A 19,510-nucleotide genomic window follows, 5' to 3' on the forward strand; every position below is an offset into this window, starting at 1 on the left:
ATCCACCAGAACGGAACCGAACCCTGATCCGCCATTCCGTCCCGCTAGAACACCCCCGGACACTTCGTTATTTCTGGATTACTGGAATAAGGAACCGATTCGACCGAACAAACCGTCTTTCTCGCCTTCCTCGTCTTCGTCCTCGTCGGAAGCGGCGTTCAGTTCTGCCGGGACGGGGTCGTCCTGAAACGGGACGGCCTTGACGTCGTCCGATTCGGCGTCGACTATCTCGTCGGGTAAGTCCGGGGACTCCTCCGGCGGGCTATCTTCCCAGTCGTCGTCGCCCGCACCCGCCGGTTCGGCCTCCGTTATCGGGTCGGCCTCGTCCGTCTCGTCGGGGTCGCCCGTCGGGTCGTCCACGGCGGCCGAATCGACGTCCTCCATCGAGTCGACATCCTCAGCCGATTCGGCCGCCGCTATCGAGTCGGATCCGTTCGTCAGTTCGTCCGACGCCGTCGTGATGACCTGCCTCGTCGGACCGTCCTCCCCCATCGATCCGTCGAACTCTGCGGCGTGTTCCGTGAGGACGGTGTCGAACTCGTCCGAGTCGTCCTCGTCGGGTTTCGCCCCGCCGGGATTCACTTCGTCGGATTTCGCCTCGCCGGATTCGGCGGACGGAGTGTCGGAGGGCTCGTCATTGGACGAGTCGGGGATTTCTTCCGCGGTCGACTCGGCGGTCGCCTGCCGGTCGGCGGAGTCGACGATTCGCTCGTCGATGAGGTCGTGAACCGGATCTGCATCGAAAGACGACTTCGACGGGGCGGCCGTCGAGTTGTCTTCCGGAAGTTTGGCCTCGGCGTCGGCGAGCGTCGGTGCGCGGAAGTCGGCGGGGCGAGGTTCGCCGGACAGTTTGGGGGTGTCCGTCGCGCCCGTGAGGATGTCTGCGAGTTCGCGGTACGCCTTCGCGGCGGGGCTGTTCGGGGTGAACGCGGCCAGCGGTCGGCCTGCGTCGATTCCCATCGGAACCGCCTCGTCGTCGGGGACGACGGTGAGCACGTCGGTGTCGAGCGTCCCTTCCACGTCGTCCGCGTTCAGGATGTCGTTACTTCGTTGGGTGAGCACCGCACCGCGGACGGTCGCTTCAACGCAGGCCACGAGTTCACCCGTCTTGGAGGTGTCGCGCACCGCGGCGATATCCGGGGTGGTGACGAGCAGTACGTCGTCCGCGAGCGAAAGAGGGAGGATGGTGTCGTAGCTGATGCCCGCACCCGTATCGAGCAGGACGTACTCGTAGGATTCGCGGAGATCGGCGACGACCTGCTGGAGGTTCGCCGTCTGCGATTGGGCGAACGCGTGGATGTCGGTGCTGCTCGGGAGAACGTCGATACCGCCTGGCGCGTCGTAGATAGCGTCCGCGACGCCTGCCTCGCCTGCGAGCACCTCGTGGAGCGTCGGGCCGGTGAGTTCGAAATCGAGGTACCCCTCGACGTTCGCCATCCCGAGGTCCGTGTCCACGACGACGACCTCGTAATCCGCCGCCGCGAGCATCGCCCCGAGGTTGATTGCGGTCGTCGTCTTCCCCACACCTCCCTTGCCGCTTGCAACCGCGAACACTATCCCAGTCATGTTTATTACATCAAACCGAACAAGGACGCGTATATAAAGTTAGTCCGTGACGAAGAAGTTCGATCGTGAAGCGACCGGAGGAGCGCCCTCGCTCAGCACTCGCCGAACACGTTCGCGTTCCGAGCCGCCTCGTATCGGTTCGCCACGTCGTTCCAATCCACGACGTTCCAGAAGTTGTCGACGTACTTTCCGCGCTCGTTTTCGTACTGGAGGTAGTAGGCGTGCTCCCACACGTCCAGCACGAGGAGGGACGTCGAACCTTGAACCGCGATGTCGTTGTGATTCTCGGCCTGGATGACAATCGGCTTGTCCGCGACGTGGTCGTAGACCAACATTCCCCAACCGGAGCCTTCGACGCTCTTCGCCGCCGCGGAGAAGTCCTGCTTGAAACCGTCGAACGAGCCGAAGTGCTGGTCGATAGCGTCGGCGAATTCGCCGGACGGTTCGCCGCCGCCGTTCGGCGACATGTTCTGCCAAAACACGGAGTGGTTGACGTGGCCCGAGAGGTTGAATGAGAGGTCGCGCTTGACCGCTTTCACGTCGCTGAAGTTTCCCGACTGTCGCATCTCGGATAGTTTTTCGAGCGCGGCGTTCGCACCGTCGACGTACCCCTGATGGTGTTTATCGTGGTGCAGTTTCATGATTCTCGCGTCGATGCTCGGTTCCAGTGCGTCGTACTCGTACGGGAGCGGAGGGAGTTCGTACGTCATTGTTGGTTTGTTCGCTTCGTCGTTCGTGCTTGCGATGGCGGTTGGCGTGCTGACAGCGACCAATCCGGCGGAGAGACCGGTCGCTTGGAGAAACGACCGGCGGGAAGCGGCAAGCGGTAGCGTCGGGTTATTTTCGTCGTTCATGCCTTATACCACAACCGGGAATATATACTCGGGTGGTAAAGTATAATTGGCCGATTCGGAAATACGTCCGTCAGCGGAAACGATGGGAGGTCAAAGGTTACTTACCGGTTGGGGCGGCTAGATACGTGTAATGAGCCAGCAGGAGGGTGAACCGTCCGACAGGAAGCGGTACGAGTTCCAGAAGGTCATCGAAGACCTACGGGAGTACGAGGGCTCCGGAACGCAACTCGTCACCATCTACATCCCGCCGGACAAGCAGATCAGCGACGTGGTTGCCCATATCACGCAGGAGCACAGCGAAGCGAGCAACATCAAGTCGAAGCAGACGCGAACCAACGTGCAGGACGCGCTTACGTCCATCAAAGACCGCCTGCGATACTACGACACGTTCCCGCCGGACAACGGGATCGTCATCTTCAGCGGGGCTATCGACACCGGCGGCGGCCAGACCGACATGGTTACCAAGGTGCTCGAAAACCCGCCGGAGCCGATCCAGTCGTTCCGCTACCACTGCGATTCGGCGTTCCTCACGGAGCCGCTGGAGGAGATGCTGGGCGACAAGGGGCTGTACGGTCTCATCGTGCTCGACCGGCGCGAGGCCAACGTCGGCTGGCTGAAGGGCAAGCGCGTCGAACCCGTCAAGTCCGCCTCGTCGCTCGTGCCGGGCAAACAGCGCAAAGGTGGCCAGTCCGCCCAGCGTTTCCACCGCCTCCGCCTCGAAGCCATCGACAACTTCTATCAGGAGGTCGCAGAGATGGCGGACGACCTGTTCGTCCCGAAGCGCCACGAACTGGACGGCGTGCTCATCGGCGGCCCCTCGCCGACCAAAGACGAGTTCATGGACGGCGGCTACCTCCACCACGAGATAGACGACAAGGTACTCGGCAAGTTCGACATCGCGTACACCGACGAATCCGGGCTCTACGACCTCGTTGACGCCGCCTCGGACGCACTGGCCGACGCCGAGGTGATAAAGGACAAGCAGGAGATGGAGGAGTTCTTCCGCGAACTCCACGAGGGCGACCTCGCAACCTACGGGTTCGAGCCGACCCGTAGGAATCTCGTGATGGGCGCTGTCGACCGCCTGCTCCTCTCCGAAGACCTCCGCCGCGACGTGGTCGTCTACGACTGTGGCGACAAGGAGGAGTACGAGTTCATCGATCGCCGGAAGAACACGCCCGAGCACAGCTGCGAGGGCGGGTCGGAAGCCGAGATGAAAGAGCGCGAGGACGCCATCGAGTACCTGATGACAATTGCCGAACAACGCGGCACGGAGACGAAGTTCATCAGCACCGACTTCGAGAAAGGCGAACAGCTGATGAACGCCTTCGGCGGCGTCGCCGGCATCCTTCGATACTCGACCGGCGTGTAAGCCGGTTCTCTCTCTGCTGATACCCGCTCAATGTCCGCCCTGATACGCGTTCGATTATTCGTCCGCCGACCGCTCTCCTCTCCCCTTTGGCATCGTCGAGTAGTGCACCGTGACGTCCATATCCGGGCGTTCGCTTTGCATCGTTGAATACCCCACACCCACTTCCATGTCCGGGCGATTTTCCGGTATCGTCGAGACGGCGGTGATACTCTGCGTGGCGGACTCCCCCTCACCGCCGGAACCTAACTCGCTCTGCTCTATCTGCTCTCGAAGCCGGTCGCGGGCGACGTCGATTTTCTCGCGGAACTCCTTGACGTTGTCCCCAGTTCGGACTGGAGTTTCCCCTCGGTTACCTCCGACGCCATCTCGGTCTTCTCCGTGGTGGATTCGACGAGGTCCGAGTCTTCCTCGTCGGCGGCGTCCTCGCCGCTCAGCGCGCCGACCGCGTCAGACAACTCCTTGCTCTCATTCCAGAGTTCCTGCATCTTCTCCGAACTCCAGAACTCACGGAAGTCGACGGCCTCCATCAGTTTCGTGAGGTCGAACGCCTTCCGAGGTTCGCCGCTCTCGACCGCGTTCGGAACGGCGGAGAGTTCTATCGCGTCCGGTAGCGTGTCGGCGTCGACCGTTTCGGAGAACGCCTCCGCGTCGAACGAGACGGCTCGGTGTTCCATCTGTGCATGGTTCAGCGAGGCTTGTCTATAAGTTCACTCGCTGAAATAGAAAGGACCGGCCGACAATCGAGGAGATTCCCACGGGCGTCGGAAGCAGTCGTGGAGGGAACGCGAGAAGGAAAACGACCCTGACCCGAAGTACAGGTCGACTGCATAACCGAACTCACTTTATCTACGAGGATACACACATCGCACATGAGCAGATTCGAGGAAGTAGCCGACCAGTACGATCCACATTCGGTCGAAGACCGGGTGTTCGAGTACTGGAACGAGGTGAACGCCTACGAGAAGACCAAGGCGAACAGGGAGGGCGCGGAGCGGTTCTTCTTTGTCGACGGCCCCCCGTACACCTCAGGGGCGGCGCACATGGGAACGACGTGGAACAAGTCGCTGAAGGACACCTACATCCGGTATCTTCGGATGTCCGGCTACGACGTGACCGACCGCCCCGGCTACGACATGCACGGGCTCCCCATCGAGACGAAGGTCGAGGAGCAGATGGGTTTCGAGAACAAAAAGGACATCGAGGAGTTCGGAATGGAGAACTTCATCCAGGAGTGCAAGGAGTTCGCTGAAGACCAACTCGACGCGATGGACGAGGACTTCCAGTCCTTCGGCGTCTGGATGGACTGGGATAACCCCTACAAGACGGTGAATCCCGAGTACATGGAAGCGGCGTGGTGGGGGTTCCAGCGCGCTCACGAACGCGGCCTCGTGGAGCAAGGGATGCGCTCCATCAGCCAGTGCCCGCGGTGCGAGACCGCCATCGCCAACAATGAGGTGGAGTACGAGGACGTGGAAGACCCCTCCATCTACGTGAAGTTCCCGCTGAAGGGGCGCGACGGGAACCTCGTCGTCTGGACGACCACCCCGTGGACCATCCCGGCGAACACCTTCGTCGCGGTGGACGGCGAGATGACCTACGTCGGCGTCGAAGCCGAGAAGGACGGCGAAAGCGAAATCCTCTACGTCGCCGAGCCGACCGTCGAGGAAGTCCTGAAGGAGGGTCGCTACGAGGATTACGAAGTCGTCGACGAGGTCACCGGCGAAGAGATGGTCGGCTGGGAGTACGAGCATCCGCTGGCCGAAGAAGTTCCCGAGCACCCGTCGGGCGAGGGTGCGCTACAGGTGTACACCGCCGACTACGTCGAAGCCGACCGGACGGGACTCGTCCACTCCGCGCCCGGCCACGGTGAGGAGGACTTCGAGCGCGGGACGGAGCTGGGACTCGACATCTTCTGTCCCGTCGCCGGCGACGGCGTCTACCGCGAGGAGGCGGGCGAGTACGCCGGGGAGTTCGTCAAGGACGCCGACGAGGACATCACGGCCGACCTCGACGCGAACGGCCACCTGCTCTCGTCGGACACTGTGACCCACAGCTACGGCCACTGCTGGCGCTGTGACACGGGTATCCTCCAGATCGTCACCGACCAGTGGTTCATCACGGTCACCGACATCAAAGACGAACTCCTCGACAACATCGAGGATAGCGAGTGGCATCCGCAAGAAGCCCGTGACGAGCGGTTCTACAACTTCGTGGAGAACTCGCCGGACTGGAATGTCTCGCGCCAACGCTACTGGGGCGTTCCTATCCCCATCTGGTCGCCAGAGGAGTGGGACGGCGACATGGCCGACGTGGTGGTCGTCGGCACCCGCGATGAACTCGCGGAGACGGTCGACCAAGACGTGAACCCCGAAGAGGTCGACCTCCACCGCCCGACGGTAGACGAGTTGACCATCACGAAAGACGGGACGACCTACACCCGCGTTCCCGACGTGTTCGACGTGTGGCTGGACTCCTCGGTCGCCTCGTGGGGCACCCTCGACTACCCGAGCGAGGAAGAGGACTTCGAGGAACTGTGGCCCGCCGACCTCATCATGGAGGCGCACGACCAGACCCGCGGCTGGTTCTGGTCGCAACTCGGCATGGGCACCGCCGCGCTCGGCGAGGTTCCCTACGACGAAGTGCTGATGCACGGCTGGGCGCTCGCCGAAGACGGGCGCAAGATGTCCAAATCCATCGGGAACATCGTCTCGCCGGAGGAGGCCATCGAGCGCCACGGCGCGGACCCGATGCGTCTGTTCCTCCTCTCGCAGAACCCGCAGGGCGAGGATATGCGCTTCTCGTGGGACGAGATGCAGAACATGCAACGGAGCCTGAACATCCTCTGGAACGTGTTCCGGTTCCCCCTACCGTACATGCGTCTCGACGAGTTCGACCCGGACGCGGTCGACGTGAAAGACGCCAACCTCGAACTGGTCGACGAGTGGTTACTCTCGCGCCTCCAGACCGTGACGGCCGAGATGACCGACCACTGGGAGGCGTACCGCCAAGACCGGGCGCTTCGCGCGCTCATCGACTTCGTCGTCGAAGACGTTTCGCGGTTTTACATCCAAGTCGTCCGCGAGCGCATGTGGGAAGAAGAGGATAGCGTGAGCAAACAGGCCGCCTATGCGACGTTCTACCACGTCCTGCGACGGTCGGTCGCGCTACTCGCTCCCTTCGCCCCGTTTGTCAGCGAGGAGATATACCAGAACCTCACGGGCGACAATGGCGCTGACAGCGTCCACATGCTCGACTGGCCGGAGGCGGACGAGTTCTGGCGCGACGAGGGACTCGAATCCGACGTGTCGGTGCTTCGCGCCGTCGAGGAGTCGGGCGCGAACGCCCGCCAGCAGGCGGAACGAAAGCTTCGCTGGCCCGTCTCACGAATCGTCGTGGACGCGAACGACGCGGTCGTCGTTCGCGCCGTCGAGAACCACGACGACCTGCTAGCAGACCGCCTGAACGCCCGTGAGGTCGAACTCGTCGCCCCGGACGATCAGTGGGGCGAACTTGCCTACAGCGCCGAGGCGGACATGAGCGTGCTCGGCCCGACCTTCGGCGACGACGCCGGACGGGTGATGAACGCGCTCAACGAAGCCCGAGTGACGGAACCCACCCTCGCCGCGCTCGAAGGTGCGGTCGAAGACGCCCTCGGCGAGGAAGTCGAGTTGGACGACGAGATGGTCGAGTTCGTCACGCGGACGCCGGACGAAGTGACGGGCGCAACGTTCGACGTGAACGGCGACGAACTCGGCGTCGTCTACGTCGATACGGCGCTCACGGAGGACATCGAGAGCGAGGGCTACGCCCGCGAGGTCATCCGCCGCGTACAGGAGATGCGCAAGGACTTGGATCTCGACATCGAGGAGGGCATCCGCCTCGAACTCGACGTGCACGACGACCGCGTGGCAGAACTCGTCGAGCGCCACGTGGAACTCGTGAAAGAGGAGGTTCGCGCCGAGAGCGTGGGCCAGGTCGAAGACGGCTATCGCAAAGACTGGGACGTGGAAGGCGTCGAGATGACGGTTGCGATCGCCCCGCTGGCGGAAGCGCAGGCGTAGTACGGTTTTTTGGTCGGTTGCGCGTTACAGCGCGTCCGCGATGGCCGGCGCGACCGACACCTGACTCACCGCTCGCTCGATGGTGTCGGTGCCGTACACCGCCTCGACGCCGGCTCGCGCGAGTTTCGTCCAGGCGTTTTGCGCGAGCATCGGGTGGACGCAGGTGACGACCACGCGGCCGACGTCGCGTTTCCGGAGGAGGGAAACGGCCTCGCTCATGGTCGAGCCGGTGGCGATGATGTCGTCGGTGACGACCACGTCGCGGCCGGTTACGTCGGTGTCGCTGGGCGTCATCTCGACCTCCGTGCCCGAGAGGCGCTTCTTCTCGAAATAATCGGTCACGCCGCGACCGTAGGCGTCGCACACCGTCTCGGCGATGTCGAGCGCGCCATCGTCCGGCGAGAGAAAAACGGGGTCGGTCAGGTCGTCCGGAAGCGGGTCGGCGAGCCGACTCGCTGCGTCCACCGGTTCGGCGGGCACGTCGAAGAAGTCGCAGACGGTGTCCTCGTGGGGATTGACCGTGAGCACGCGGTCGGTGCCCGTGCTGATGGCGCGAGCGACCGCGCGGGCGGAGATGGGATACCCCGGCGCGGAACCCTCTTTCGCCTTGCCGGGCGCGAGCGGCTTGTCCTGTCGGGCGTAGCCCATGTACGGGAGCACCGTCGTCACCTCCTCGGCACCCCACTGGCGGGCCGCATCCTGCAACTGGAGGAGTTCGAGGTGTGCGTCGCTGGAGACGGTCGAAGCGACGACGACGGCGCGGTCGTTCTCGAATCCCGGCGCACTCGCCAGCAGCTCCCCGTCCGGAAACGTCCGGTACTCCACGGGCGCGAGCGGTTCGTCCAACTCGTCGGCGAGCGTGGTTGCCACAGACTGCGAGGCAGACCCACTGAGTATCATACGGAAAAACTGGACAGCACGGGTTAAACCCGTTTTCACTCGTCGATTCGCGTCGTTATGGGCCGAATACGATTCCGACGTTCCACGGGTCGTGATGCTCCGACGCCGATTCCCCTTCGTTCGGCTCGTCCGTCGTACTTTTGTTATCCTTCATTGTTGTATGTAGGATAGGTACGACAAAACTAAAGTATGGTGGCAGACCCGGTAAACGTACGACGCGATTATCGAATATATTTCTATACGTAATCCTAATAGCATTATATTTATGTTATAGAGTAGTAATGACAGTCGATGGTCTCGGTAACTCGGCTCGATATCGACGTGCCGCCGGTGGTAGACGAAACCGACCTCACGCCGGCCGAGACAGGTATCTTGAACCTGCTCGCCGAAGGTCGGTGTACCCCCGCATACGTCGCCGGCGAACTAGCGATAGGAGCGGAAACGGCCAGAATCACGTTGGATAGACTACGCGAGTACGGCCTCGTCGGAAAATCGTACCGGGGTCTCTACGAACTCCAAATCGACGAGAGAGGGAACGACCCGAAGTACCGACAGACGGAGACGCTGCTCGTGGACGTACCGTTCGAGGACGACGAGTTCTCGCCAGTCGAGCGGGGCGTGTTGAATCTTCTCGTTGAGGGGCGGGCGTCCCCCGTGTACCTCGCACAAGAACTCGACGTGACACAGGAATGGGTGAAAGACCGCCTCCGCGACCTCGTGCGCCTCGGACTCGTTCGAAAGGCGCACCGCGGACTGTACGAACTCGACGTGGACTAGCGAACCGCGAGCGCCGACACGCCGGTTAGCCCGAGGTGGCGGCTTCGCCAGCCGTCGCCGACCGAAGCCAGAAACGCTCCCGACTCGGTCGCGGCGTACACGCCGTCGCCGAACGCGACATCGACGACGGGGTCGGCGACCGGAAGCGAAACTTCCCGCCACTCGTCCCCGTCGCGGACGAAAAACGCGTCGCCGGTCGCGGCATACGCGCTCTCGTCCGTCGCACTCACGACACGGAAGTCCCCCTCCGCGGCGTCCATCCAGCCGTTGCCGAGCCGGTAGAGCCCGTCGCCGGTCGCCGCGATCGGAACCCCGGCGGTGGCGACGTCTCTGGCGTCGTCCAGTCCGACGTGCCGGACACCCTCGCCCGAGAGTCGGTAGACGCCGTCCGCGGTCGCCACCAGATCCCTGTCGATAGCCCGCACGTCGTCCAGCGACGCCAGTTCGCGCCACCGGTCGTCGTAGCGCGCGAGCCGTCCGTCCGGCCCCGCCGCGAGCAGGTCGTCGCCGTCGAATCCGACGGCGACCGCGGAACCGAAATCCAGCGGCGAGAACTCGCGGTCGAGTACGTCCTCGTCGGTGGCGACAGCGAAGTTTCCGTCCGTCCCGGCGATGTCCCGAGCGACGCAGCGATGTGCGATGGAGAACTCGCCGACGATGTCCGCGGAGACCTTGGCGCAGGCGACGCCGATTTCGGTGGCGACGAAGACGGTGGTCGTCCCCTCCCGGTCGCCGTAAACCCGCTTTTCGTCGATGCTGCTCATGCGCGAATGAAGGACGCGAACCGGGGAAAGCGTTCGGGTTCTCGGTTCGCAGCGACGACGCGGTCGCCGGCGGCGGGTCGGTCACCATCCTCGTCCGGAAGTCACCGGTCAAAGCGGCCGCAAGGCGACCAACTGAGGCGGAACAGCACCGCTATTCGGAATCTCTTTGAAGACGGAAACCCCACGCCCGCACATGAAGGTGTTCGGGTCGAGCGGAACGCGGGGGGTCGCAAACGACGAACTGACCCCCGAGTTCGTGCTCAAGATAGCGAAGGCGGCGGGGACGGTCTGGCGCTCCGACCGTGTCGCCCTCGCTCGGGACACGCGAGCCACGGGCGACATGCTCGCGGACGCCGCCGCTAGCGGGCTAGCGAGCGTCGGGGCGGACCTAGATCGCCTCGGCGTCCTGCCGACGCCCGGCGCGCAGGCGTACGCCGACCGCGAGGGGGTTCCAGCGTTGATGATAACCGCCTCGCACAACCCACCGGAGTACAACGGCGTGAAGCTCATCGGCGACGACGGTATCGAACTCGCCGTCGGAAGTTTGGAGCGCGTCGAAGAGAAGTTCTTGACAGAAGCGTTCGACGAAGTTCGCTGGAGCGAGACGGGACACAGCGACTACATCGAGGACGCCCGCGACTGGTACGTCTCGCAATTGCTCGGGGCGGTCGACAGGGAGCGGATCGCCGACGCAAACCTCACCGTCGCGCTCGACCCGGGACACGGTGCGGGGTCGCTCACGTCTCCCGAATTCTTCCGCAAACTCGGCTGCAAGATCGTCACCGCCAACAGCCAGCCCGACGGCCATTTCCCCGGCCGCAATCCCGAGCCGATTCCGGAGAACTTGGACGATCTCGGCCGATTGGTCGAAGCGAGCGACGCGGACGTGGGAATCGCCCACGACGGGGACGCGGATCGCGCCATCTTCTACGACGAGAACGGCGAGTACATCGAGGGCGACGCGACGCTCGCCGCGCTCTCGTCCGCACAACTCGAACCGGGCGACGCCGTCGTCTCCGCGATCAACGTTTCCCAGCGTCTCGTGGACGTGGCCCGCGAAACGGGCGCGACGCTAGAACTGACGCCCATCGGAAGCACGAACATCATCACCCGCATCCGTGAGTTGCAAGACCAGAACATACCGGTTCCCGTCGCCGGCGAGGGCAACGGCGGCATCTTCTTCCCGAACTACCGGCTGACGCGCGACGGAGCGTACACCGCCGCGAAGTTCCTCGAACTGCTGACCGACGGCCGCGCCAGCGAAGTGGTCGCGCCGTACGACGGCTATCACAACGTTCGAACGAACATCCCGTACACGACGGACGCCGAACACGACGCGTTACTCGCCGCCGCCAAGCGGAAGGCCAACGAGTCGAAGGCGGAGCTGAACACCCGAGACGGCTATCGGCTGGACTTCGGCGACGCCTGGGTGCTCGCGCGACCGAGCGGCACGGAGCCGATGATTCGAATCTACGCCGAAGCCCGCGAACGCCACCGCGCCGAAGAACTGGTGACGGAGATAGAAGACGCGCTCCGAACCGCGAAAGCCAGCGTCTAACGCTCCGGACGGTCCGAGAGCGCGTCGGCGAGTTCCGCCTTTCGTTCGCGCGCTCGCCGGAGTTCGTCTTCGACGGCCCCGCGAGCGAGTCGGTCGCGCTCGTCGTCGGTCAACTCGGCACGCGCCTGCGCGGCGGTGCGAAGACGCTCGAATCTAGTTGGTTCGTAGGTGAGTCGCTGCACCTCGCGGAGCCGTGCGACCGCGTCCGGCGGCGCGAATCGATCCGCGACCCGAATCGCTTCCTCGCACCACCACCGGAGTTCGTCGGCGGGCGCCGGCGGCCAGCCGACCGTGAGGGGGTCGGCGTCGAGTCGGTCGAGGTACGTCTCGTTCGTGGCGACGGTTCGTTTCAGGGCGTCCGGGTTGGGGACGTAGTGGTCGAGTTTCGACCGCGAGTAACGGGCGAACTCCAGTAGGTCGGGAATAGACTTCGACCCGGCGTCGCTCTCGCGCAGATAATCGCGGAGGTCGTCCGGCGGCGACTCGAAGCCTACCAGCGGATACCGTTCGGTCGCCGCGAGAAACGCGACCACCTCGCGGGCGCTGGCTTCGCGTTTGAACGCGCGGAACGCGTCGGTGATCGCCTCGTCAGAGGTCTCGACGGGCTCACGAAGCTCCTCCGTGGGGGCGTCCAGATCCGCGTCGCCGAGTTCCTGAAGTCGTTCGAGGTGAGCGATTCGCTCGTCCAGTTCGGTGATTTTCCGGGAGACGGAGTGGCGAGCGTCGCGGTATCGCTCGCGGGCGGCACGGCGTTCGTCCAGCAGGGCCGCGACCGTAGCGGCGGGTTCGAGTGAGGCGCGTGCCTTCTCGAAGTCGCGTTCGTTCAGTCGGCGCTTGTCGATGGCGTCCTCGGCGCGTTCGAACGCCTCGCGCGCGGGGAGGTCGTCCGGCAGGTTCTCCACGAGGTCGGCGAACGTGCCTTGGAACTCCACGAACGCCTGAAAATCCCCGGTGCCGGTCGCTCTGCTCTCGTAGCGGTCGAGGAGGTTCGTTGCGCGTTCGTGGGCGTCGGCGACCGCTTCGACTCGCTCTTCGCCATGCTCGGCGACCGCGGCCTCGGTTTCTCGACACGCCTCGTCCGCGTTTCGGAGGGTCGACAGCGGGTCTGTCATATCACTCGTAGACTTCGTCGGGGTCGAACGTTCGCTCGCCGACGACCTCGGTTTCGGCGGTCAGTTCGTCGTGCAGGGAATCGAGTTTGCGGTAGAAACAGGAGCGGTGGCCCGTGTGACAGGCCCCGCCCTCCTGTTCGACGCGGTAGAGGAGCGCGTCGCCGTCGCAATCGACGCGAACGTCGTCGACGCGCTGGACGTGACCGCTAGTGGCGCCTTTCTGCCAGAGTTCGTCCCGACTGCGGGAGTAGTAGTGTGCGAGGCCGGTTTCGAGGGTCTGTTCGACCGCTTCGGGCGAGACGTAGGCTAGCATGAGCACGTCGCCGGTGACGGCGTCCTGCGCGATGGCGGGGAGCAGTTCGTTTTCGTCGAAGGCGAGAGCGACGTCGGACGACTCGGTCATGGTTCGAACGTGGGTGTTGGGGCGGAATAGGCTTTTTCTCTCGGGATGGAGGTGTGTTCGGTCGGGCGCTCGCAGCAGCGACGAACGCGGACGGGACTCAATCTTCGACGAGTTGGGCGAAATCGTCGATCGGGATGATCTCCATCGTCTGCATATCCATCCCGTGGCTCTCGACCGCGATGCCCGCTTTGAACGCGGTGTCCCTGTCCGGCGCGTCGAAGATGAGCAGGTAATCGTACTCGCCGAGCACCGCGAAACTCCCTTCGAGGTCGACGCCGAACGCCTCGAATTCGAGACGGATATCGCCCCAGACCGATGCTAACTCCTGGGCGTTCTGTATCTGCCCGCGGATGTCGACGAGTGCAACGTACTTTGCCATTTTACGTTGTGAACGCACTCGACTCGAAAAACCGTTTTAGCCATAATCTCAAAAGACTCGCCGCTTTCCTCGAAATCATCGCCGACGAGTCGACGCGACCGACGGCGGGACGTTCGAAGATGGCGTATCCTCACCGCAGTATCGCCGGATACCGAACCCTTCGCCCCCAGAAAATCGCAGTAGGGCCCCTACGTCGTCCGGAAGGCGCGGTCGCCGGCGTCGCCCAGTCCGGGTACGATAAAGCCGTCGTCGTTCAGGTGGTCGTCGATGCTCACCGTCAGCAGGTCGGCCTCGGGGAACTTCTCCTGGACGTTGAGGAGGCCGTCGGGGGCGCTCACGGCGGAGAGGACGAAGAGGTTCTCCGGGTTCGGCTGCTCGCTGAGCACCTCTTCGAGGACGGCGCACATCGTGCTCCCGGTGGCGAGCATCGGGTCGGCGACGATGACCGTGTCCTTCTCGGTGATTTCGGGAAGTTTCACGTAGTCGATGGTGATGGGGAACTCGCCCGCCTCGTCCATGCCGGCCTCCTCGTCGCGCCCGGCGCTGATGACACCCTGTTTCGCGCGGGGGAACGCCTTCAACAGGCCCTCCACGAACGGCGTCGCGGCCCGGAGGACGTTGATGATGACCACGTCGTCCAGTCCTTTGACGCGCTCGCCGGTCGTCTCAGTCAGCGGCGTGTCGATGGAGACGTACTCGGTGTCCATCGCGCCGTCGATTATCTCGTAGCCGCAGATGCGGCCTAGTTTCACCAGCCCCTTGCGGAACCCGACCTGCTCCGTCCGCTCGTCCCGAATCTTCGAGAGGGTATCTTTCGCCATGGCGTGCGTGATGAGGTGGGCGTCGCCCCGCTTTTCGATGGTCATACGCGATTCGTGCGCGGGAGGGGGCTATAAGCTAACGATACGAGAGAACCTACGGTGAAGATTGACACGCCGCCCTCGGGTCGCAACCGGCGCGGCATTATACGGATAGCGAACACCTTAACCGGACGAGGGTCGTTGTCAACGTATGTCACTCCACGAGCGAATATCCGCGTACCGGGCGTGGCTTCACGAAGTCCTGCACGGGCTGTACCACGGGATGATCGAACATCCGTCGTTCGAACTCATCGAGAAGGAAGCGGAGGACGTGGAAGACGAGTTCCTGTTCGCCTGCTTCTCGGACGCCTTCGGCATCCCGAGTCCCGTCTCCTACTACACCGTCGAACTGCTTCCCTACCTCGCCGACGAGTTCGAAGCGTTCGAGCGCCGGATGTGGGATCGCCAATCGCTCGTCGAACGCAAGGGCCAGCAGTACCACTTCTGATATGGAAAAGTTCGTCTTCTTCGGCGGTAAGGGTGGTGTCGGCAAAACGACCATCTCCAGCGCCTACGGGCTGAAATGCGCCCGTTCGGGGCTGAAGACGCTCGTCGTCTCGACCGATCCGGCTCACAGCACCTCCGACGTGTTCGACCAGCAGTTCGGCGACGAACCCGCGTCGGTCGAGGGCCACGAGAACATCTGGGCGATGGAGATCGACCCGGACGAGGAGGTCGAGGAACACATGATGGAGATAAAGCGGTCGATGGGCGACCAAGTGAGTCCCGCCATCGTGAACGAGATCGACCGGCAGATAGAGCTCGCCCACCGCACGCCCGGCGCGTACGAGGCGGCGCTGTTCGACAGATTCGTGGACGTGATGCGCAACAGCGAGGAGTACGACCGGGTCGTCTTCGACACGTCGCCAACCGGCGGCACGCTCCGCCTGCTCGCGCTTCCGGACTTCCTCGAAGGGTGGATAGACCGCTTGCTGGAAAAACGCGCGAAGAGCATCGACCTGTTCGAGAAGGCCGCGATCGGGGAGCGGGAGGCCCGCAGGCGCGCCGAGAACGACCCCATCATCGCCCGCCTTCGGGAGCGAAAGGAGACCTTCGAGTTCGCGGGGAACGTGCTCCGAAACGAGGCGGCGTTCTTCCTGGTGCTCAATCCCGACGAGTTGTCGATTCGTGAGACCGGTCGAGCCATCGAGGAACTGACCGAGTCCGGCCTCTCGGTGGCCGGACTCGTCATCAACAAGGTGACGCCGAAACCCGAGGAGAGCGAGGACGGTCGGGGTGCGCGATATCTCCGCGAACGATGTCAGACCGAACGCGAGCGAATCGACCACATCCGCGAGTCGTTCGACGAACCCGTGATCGCGGTCGTCGAGTCGCGCGTCGAAGAGGTGAAAGGAACCCTGCTATCTGACGTGGCGGGCGAGTTGGACGTGACGGTCGAACGGACGCCAAAATCCACCAGATAGTTGTCAATAACAAGGACTCATTGCTACATAAAAGAGGTTTTCAAATCCATCATACCGTCGAGAACAGAAGGAACACTTATTGTGTTTCGTCATTCTGTATGCCATGGGGCTTAATACCATGGCTACAGCAATCATATGGCTAGTACTAGGCGTTCTGGTGCTTTTCAGCGTCGGGTATCTCGGCTACTCGCGCTACCTCGCACGGTTCGTCGAACTCGACGATAATCGGGACACACCGGCGCATAAGTACGAGGACGGGCAGGAGTACGTTCCCGCGAAGAAGACCGTCCTCCTCGGGCATCACTATTCGAGCATCGCGGGCGGCGCGCCCATCGTCGGCCCGATCACGGCGGGCGCGGCGTTCGGGTGGCTCCCCGCCATCCTGTGGATCGCTATCGGGAATCCCATCCTCGGCGCGGTTCACGACTTCATGGCGTTGTCGGGGAGTCTCCGACACGAGGGGAAGTCCATCGGCTACATCATGGGCGAGTACGTCGGCGAGCGCGGCAAGAACATGCTGTTGTGGTTCGCGTTCCTGACCATCATCCTCGTCATCGCGGTATTCGCGCTGGTGGTGGCGGTCGTCTTCGACGCCTTCCCGAGCGCGGCGACCGCGAGCATGCTTTACATCGTGCTCGCGCTCGTGTTCGGCGTGTGGTTGTACCAGTTAGACCTCCCGTTCGGGGTTGGAACGGCCATCTTCGTCGCGGGCGTGTTCGCCAGCGTGTGGGTCGGCATCCAGTACCCCATCGCGCTGTTCCCCGCGGTCGGCGATGCGTCCTATCCGGCTGGAACCATCGTCCTCCTGTCGGGCGGGTCGGGGCTCCCGCTCGCAGGGGCGTATGGACCGAACGTCGCCGGTTGGGCGCCGATAATAATCGTCTACGCGTTCATCGCCAGCGTTCTTCCGGTGTGGACGCTCCTGCAACCGCGCGATTACCTCTCGTCGTTCCTGCTGTACGCGGGCGTCGGCGGGATGCTGCTGGCGATAATCCTTGGGTCGCTGGGACTGTTCAGCCCAGTCACCGTCGATGGGACGACGTACTCGTCGCTGTCGACGCAACTTCCGGCGTTCACAGGACTCGTCAGCGAATCGCTCGGACCCATCTTCCCGTTCCTCTTCGTCACCATCGCCTGCGGGACGATAAGCGGGTTCCACTCGCTCGTCTCGTCGGGCACGACGGCGAAGCAACTGAACACGGAGAGCGACGCCCGCGTCATCGGTTACGGCGGCATGCTCGGCGAGGGACTGCTCGCCACCACCGCGGTCGCTGCGCTCGCCATCGTCGCGACCACGGAGTTCAGCAGCGGACTCGCGGGCGCGCTGGCAAACTTCCCGACCGGCGGAGGCGTCATGCTATCGAGCCTCGGGATACCGGTCGCGTACGGCGTCCCGTTCATCGGGCTGGTGTTCGTCAGTTTCCTGCTGACGAGCACCGACACGGCGGTTCGCCTCGGTCGGTACATGATGGAGGAGATCGTCGGAACGCCCGAGACGAGCGCGCAGAGAACGGTGACGAACCGCTACGTCAACGCGGGCATCCAGTGCGTTCTCGCGTACGTTCTCGTCGCGAGTGGGACGTGGGAGAGCCTCTGGCCCCTGTTCGGCAGCGCGAACCAGTTGCTCGCCGCGCTCGCCCTGCTGACGGCGACCATCTGGCTGGTCAACTGGGACGACAGCAAGCAGTTGCTCAGCACGGGCGGACCGCTCGTGCTGATGTTCGCGGTGACCATCGTCGCCCTGCTATGGATCGCGCTTATCAAGGCACCGCAGGGAATCATGGAGGCCGGGTCGACGATAGAAGCCGTCTCGATCGGTGCCCAAGCCATCATCTCGCTCATCCTCACAGGACTGGCGCTGTCACTAGCCAGAATCGGCTATCGAAATATCGCGTCCGCCCGGCGTGGCCGACCCAGCACGCCAGTCGCGGACGGCGGTGAAACTGACGCCGACGAGACGGACTAAGAGCGAAGTCGGCGCACGACGCGCGCGACCAATCCCTCTTTCTTCGATTCGAGCGGTCGCCAGAGAGCGAACGCCGCGCTCACGTCGGCGTTACTGCTGGCGACGAGTTCCTCTCGCTCGGGCGCGACGACGACGATATTGATCTCATAGCGCCCGTAGTAACCGTATTTGAGGAGCGTCCGGTCGCGGAATCCGGAGACGAACTCGCGCACGTCGGCCGGAATCTCGGGCGCGACCAGCGCGAAGGTGAATTCGGTGCCGAAGTGCTCTTCGTCGGCGTCGATCCACTCGTCGGCGAGATCGTGACCGAGTTCCACGAGCGACTCGACGTCCGAGACGCGAACCGACTCGACGCGGCGGACGAACAGATGTTCTTCGATGGTGTGGTTGGCGTAGTTGAGCGACCGGTGGAAGAACTGCTTCTGGTTCTCCATCAGCATCCGCCCGTAGAGCGTGAACCGCTCGCCGCGAACCGAGTAGGATTTTTCCAAGTCGAAGTTCGTGAACAACCGGTCGCTCACCCTGTCCACGTACTCGTCTTCCCAGTCGGGAACGTCGATTTCGCTCTCCTCGTCGGAATCCTCCCCCCGTGCTTGAAACGAGTCGTGGGACTCGATGCCGCTATCCATACTGGTTCGCTCGATTGGGAGCGATAAATAACCGTTGCTGGATGCGAGTCGGTACCAGCATTCATTATGGATTTGTTATAAATGGTACTGTGTGACAGAGTGTGATGGACGCAGACCCACTCGGTCGGGCGATGCTCGACTACCAACGAGGCGGACTGCGCGGCGAGTGTCTATACCGAGACGGCGGGGATGTACAGGACGGGAACGTTCGCGGGCACTACTTCACGCCGCCGGAGGAGTGGCGCGACGACTGGCGCGAACTGCTCGAATCGCTGGCGTTTCCCATCGTGGACGTCGGCTGTGGCGTCGGTCAGCACGCCGAGTTTCTGCAAGGTCGGGGCGAAGTCGTCGCCATCGACGCGAGTCCCGCCGCGGTCGAAGCGGCGAGAGAGCGCGGCGTCCGCGACGCCCGCGAGATGGACATGTTCGAGCTGAACTTTCCGCGGGACAGATTCCGGTCCGCGCTCGTCAGCGGCACGCAGATGGGCCTCGCGCAGTCGCTCGCGGGTGCGCGTTCCTTTCTCACCGACCTCGCCCGCGTGACCGACGAGTCGGGGATCGCGGTCGTGGACAACTACGACCCCACGGGACTCGACCCAGGCGACTTGTTCGGCTACCGTCCCGACCCGCGACCGGGGGTCGCACACCGAACCTTCCACTTCGAGTACGTTCGTGACGGAGAGCGAGAAGTCGGACGAAGCCTCCACTTCGTCCTCTTTTCGCCCGCCCGACTCCGCGACGTCACCGTCGGAACGCCGTGGCGCGTCGCCGAGGTGCAGTCGCGGGGCGAATTCTACGAAGCGAAACTGGCGAAGGACGGAACCAAGTCGAGAGAAGCGGGAAGAGGTGAGTGAACGGGAACAACAAATAACACGACTGCGACCG

18 protein-coding genes are annotated in these 19,510 nt (G+C 63.4%); 8 read left to right on the forward strand and 10 right to left on the reverse strand.

The genetic code is table 11. The features are described 5' to 3' along the window. Positions 1-78: 78 nt before the first annotated feature. Both minD and LIW51_RS15780 read right to left on the reverse strand, forming a co-directional pair. Entirely contained in the window at positions 79-1,566 is a 1,488-nt protein-coding gene (gene minD / locus LIW51_RS15775) for a cell division ATPase MinD (RefSeq protein ID WP_227375049.1), read from the reverse strand. 92 nt (positions 1,567-1,658) lie between these two features. Next, positions 1,659-2,420, reverse strand: a complete 762-nt coding sequence (locus LIW51_RS15780) for a superoxide dismutase (protein ID WP_368411743.1) — start codon at positions 2,418-2,420, stop codon at positions 1,659-1,661. Between the two features lie 130 nt (positions 2,421-2,550). Between LIW51_RS15780 and prf1 the strand changes: the two genes are divergently transcribed. Beyond that, positions 2,551-3,792 carry a peptide chain release factor aRF-1 gene (prf1, locus tag LIW51_RS15785; RefSeq protein WP_227375050.1) on the forward strand — a complete coding sequence of 414 codons (1,242 nt, stop codon included), beginning with the start codon at positions 2,551-2,553 and terminating at the stop codon, positions 3,790-3,792. Positions 3,793-4,049: 257 nt separating this feature from the next. Here prf1 and LIW51_RS15790 read toward each other — a convergent pair whose 3' ends face one another. Further along, the gene (locus LIW51_RS15790; RefSeq protein ID WP_227375051.1) at positions 4,050-4,466 is read right to left on the reverse strand and encodes a hypothetical protein; all 417 of its coding nucleotides are present in this window, start codon (positions 4,464-4,466) and stop codon (positions 4,050-4,052) included. A gap of 195 nt (positions 4,467-4,661) precedes the next feature. Between LIW51_RS15790 and ileS the strand changes: the two genes are divergently transcribed. Then, positions 4,662-7,853 (forward strand): isoleucine--tRNA ligase, encoded by a 3,192-nt coding sequence (ileS, locus tag LIW51_RS15795; protein ID WP_227375052.1) that lies wholly within the window; start codon positions 4,662-4,664, stop codon positions 7,851-7,853. A 24-nt stretch (positions 7,854-7,877) separates the two neighbouring features. On the opposite strand, the gene prs is transcribed toward ileS, so the two are convergent. Further along, entirely contained in the window at positions 7,878-8,753 is an 876-nt protein-coding gene (gene prs, locus LIW51_RS15800) for a ribose-phosphate diphosphokinase (protein WP_227375053.1), read from the reverse strand. A gap of 291 nt (positions 8,754-9,044) precedes the next feature. Between prs and LIW51_RS15805 the strand changes: the two genes are divergently transcribed. Further along, positions 9,045-9,530, forward strand: a complete 486-nt coding sequence (locus LIW51_RS15805; RefSeq protein ID WP_227375054.1) for a hypothetical protein — start codon at positions 9,045-9,047, stop codon at positions 9,528-9,530. Here the strand turns inward: LIW51_RS15805 and LIW51_RS15810 are convergent. Continuing rightward, complete coding sequence (locus LIW51_RS15810) at positions 9,527-10,294, reverse strand: HVO_0234 family beta-propeller protein (protein WP_227375055.1); 768 nt, start codon at positions 10,292-10,294, stop codon at positions 9,527-9,529. The two genes, LIW51_RS15805 and LIW51_RS15810, sit on opposite strands and share 4 nt — an antisense overlap. 193 nt (positions 10,295-10,487) lie before the next feature. On the opposite strand from LIW51_RS15810, the gene glmM reads away from it, so the two are divergent. Further along, positions 10,488-11,852 carry a phosphoglucosamine mutase gene (glmM, locus tag LIW51_RS15815; RefSeq protein ID WP_227375056.1) on the forward strand — a complete coding sequence of 455 codons (1,365 nt, stop codon included), beginning with the start codon at positions 10,488-10,490 and terminating at the stop codon, positions 11,850-11,852. On the opposite strand, the gene LIW51_RS15820 is transcribed toward glmM, so the two are convergent. From LIW51_RS15820 to upp, 4 genes are all read right to left on the reverse strand, one after another. Further along, positions 11,849-12,964 carry a DUF7118 family protein gene (locus LIW51_RS15820; protein ID WP_227375057.1) on the reverse strand — a complete coding sequence of 372 codons (1,116 nt, stop codon included), beginning with the start codon at positions 12,962-12,964 and terminating at the stop codon, positions 11,849-11,851. The genes glmM and LIW51_RS15820 overlap by 4 nt on opposite strands. Position 12,965: 1 nt before the next feature. Beyond that, complete coding sequence (gene hisI / locus LIW51_RS15825; RefSeq protein ID WP_227375058.1) at positions 12,966-13,367, reverse strand: phosphoribosyl-AMP cyclohydrolase; 402 nt, start codon at positions 13,365-13,367, stop codon at positions 12,966-12,968. A gap of 97 nt (positions 13,368-13,464) precedes the next feature. Beyond that, entirely contained in the window at positions 13,465-13,746 is a 282-nt protein-coding gene (locus tag LIW51_RS15830) for a GYD domain-containing protein (RefSeq protein ID WP_227375059.1), read from the reverse strand. A 188-nt stretch (positions 13,747-13,934) separates the two neighbouring features. Continuing rightward, on the reverse strand, positions 13,935-14,612 hold the full coding sequence (upp, locus tag LIW51_RS15835) for a uracil phosphoribosyltransferase (protein WP_227375060.1): 678 nt from the start codon (positions 14,610-14,612) through the stop codon (positions 13,935-13,937). Positions 14,613-14,757: 145 nt separating this feature from the next. Between upp and LIW51_RS15840 the strand changes: the two genes are divergently transcribed. From LIW51_RS15840 to LIW51_RS15850, 3 genes are all read left to right on the forward strand, one after another. Next, complete coding sequence (locus LIW51_RS15840) at positions 14,758-15,054, forward strand: DUF7990 family protein (protein ID WP_227375061.1); 297 nt, start codon at positions 14,758-14,760, stop codon at positions 15,052-15,054. Between the two features lies 1 nt (position 15,055). Then, the gene (locus tag LIW51_RS15845; protein ID WP_227375062.1) at positions 15,056-16,030 is read left to right on the forward strand and encodes an ArsA family ATPase; all 975 of its coding nucleotides are present in this window, start codon (positions 15,056-15,058) and stop codon (positions 16,028-16,030) included. Positions 16,031-16,148: 118 nt separating this feature from the next. Next, entirely contained in the window at positions 16,149-17,996 is a 1,848-nt protein-coding gene (locus tag LIW51_RS15850; RefSeq protein WP_227375063.1) for a carbon starvation CstA family protein, read from the forward strand. Here LIW51_RS15850 and LIW51_RS15855 read toward each other — a convergent pair. Further along, positions 17,993-18,625 carry a DUF8052 family protein gene (locus LIW51_RS15855; protein ID WP_227375064.1) on the reverse strand — a complete coding sequence of 211 codons (633 nt, stop codon included), beginning with the start codon at positions 18,623-18,625 and terminating at the stop codon, positions 17,993-17,995. The two genes, LIW51_RS15850 and LIW51_RS15855, sit on opposite strands and share 4 nt — an antisense overlap. Positions 18,626-18,729: 104 nt before the next feature. Between LIW51_RS15855 and LIW51_RS15860 the strand changes: the two genes are divergently transcribed. Then, positions 18,730-19,479, forward strand: a complete 750-nt coding sequence (locus tag LIW51_RS15860) for a class I SAM-dependent methyltransferase (protein WP_227375065.1) — start codon at positions 18,730-18,732, stop codon at positions 19,477-19,479. Positions 19,480-19,510 lie beyond the last annotated feature (31 nt).

This window comes from Haladaptatus halobius, from assembly GCF_020618475.1.
Taxonomy (GTDB): Archaea; Halobacteriota; Halobacteria; order Halobacteriales; family Haladaptataceae; genus Haladaptatus; species Haladaptatus halobius.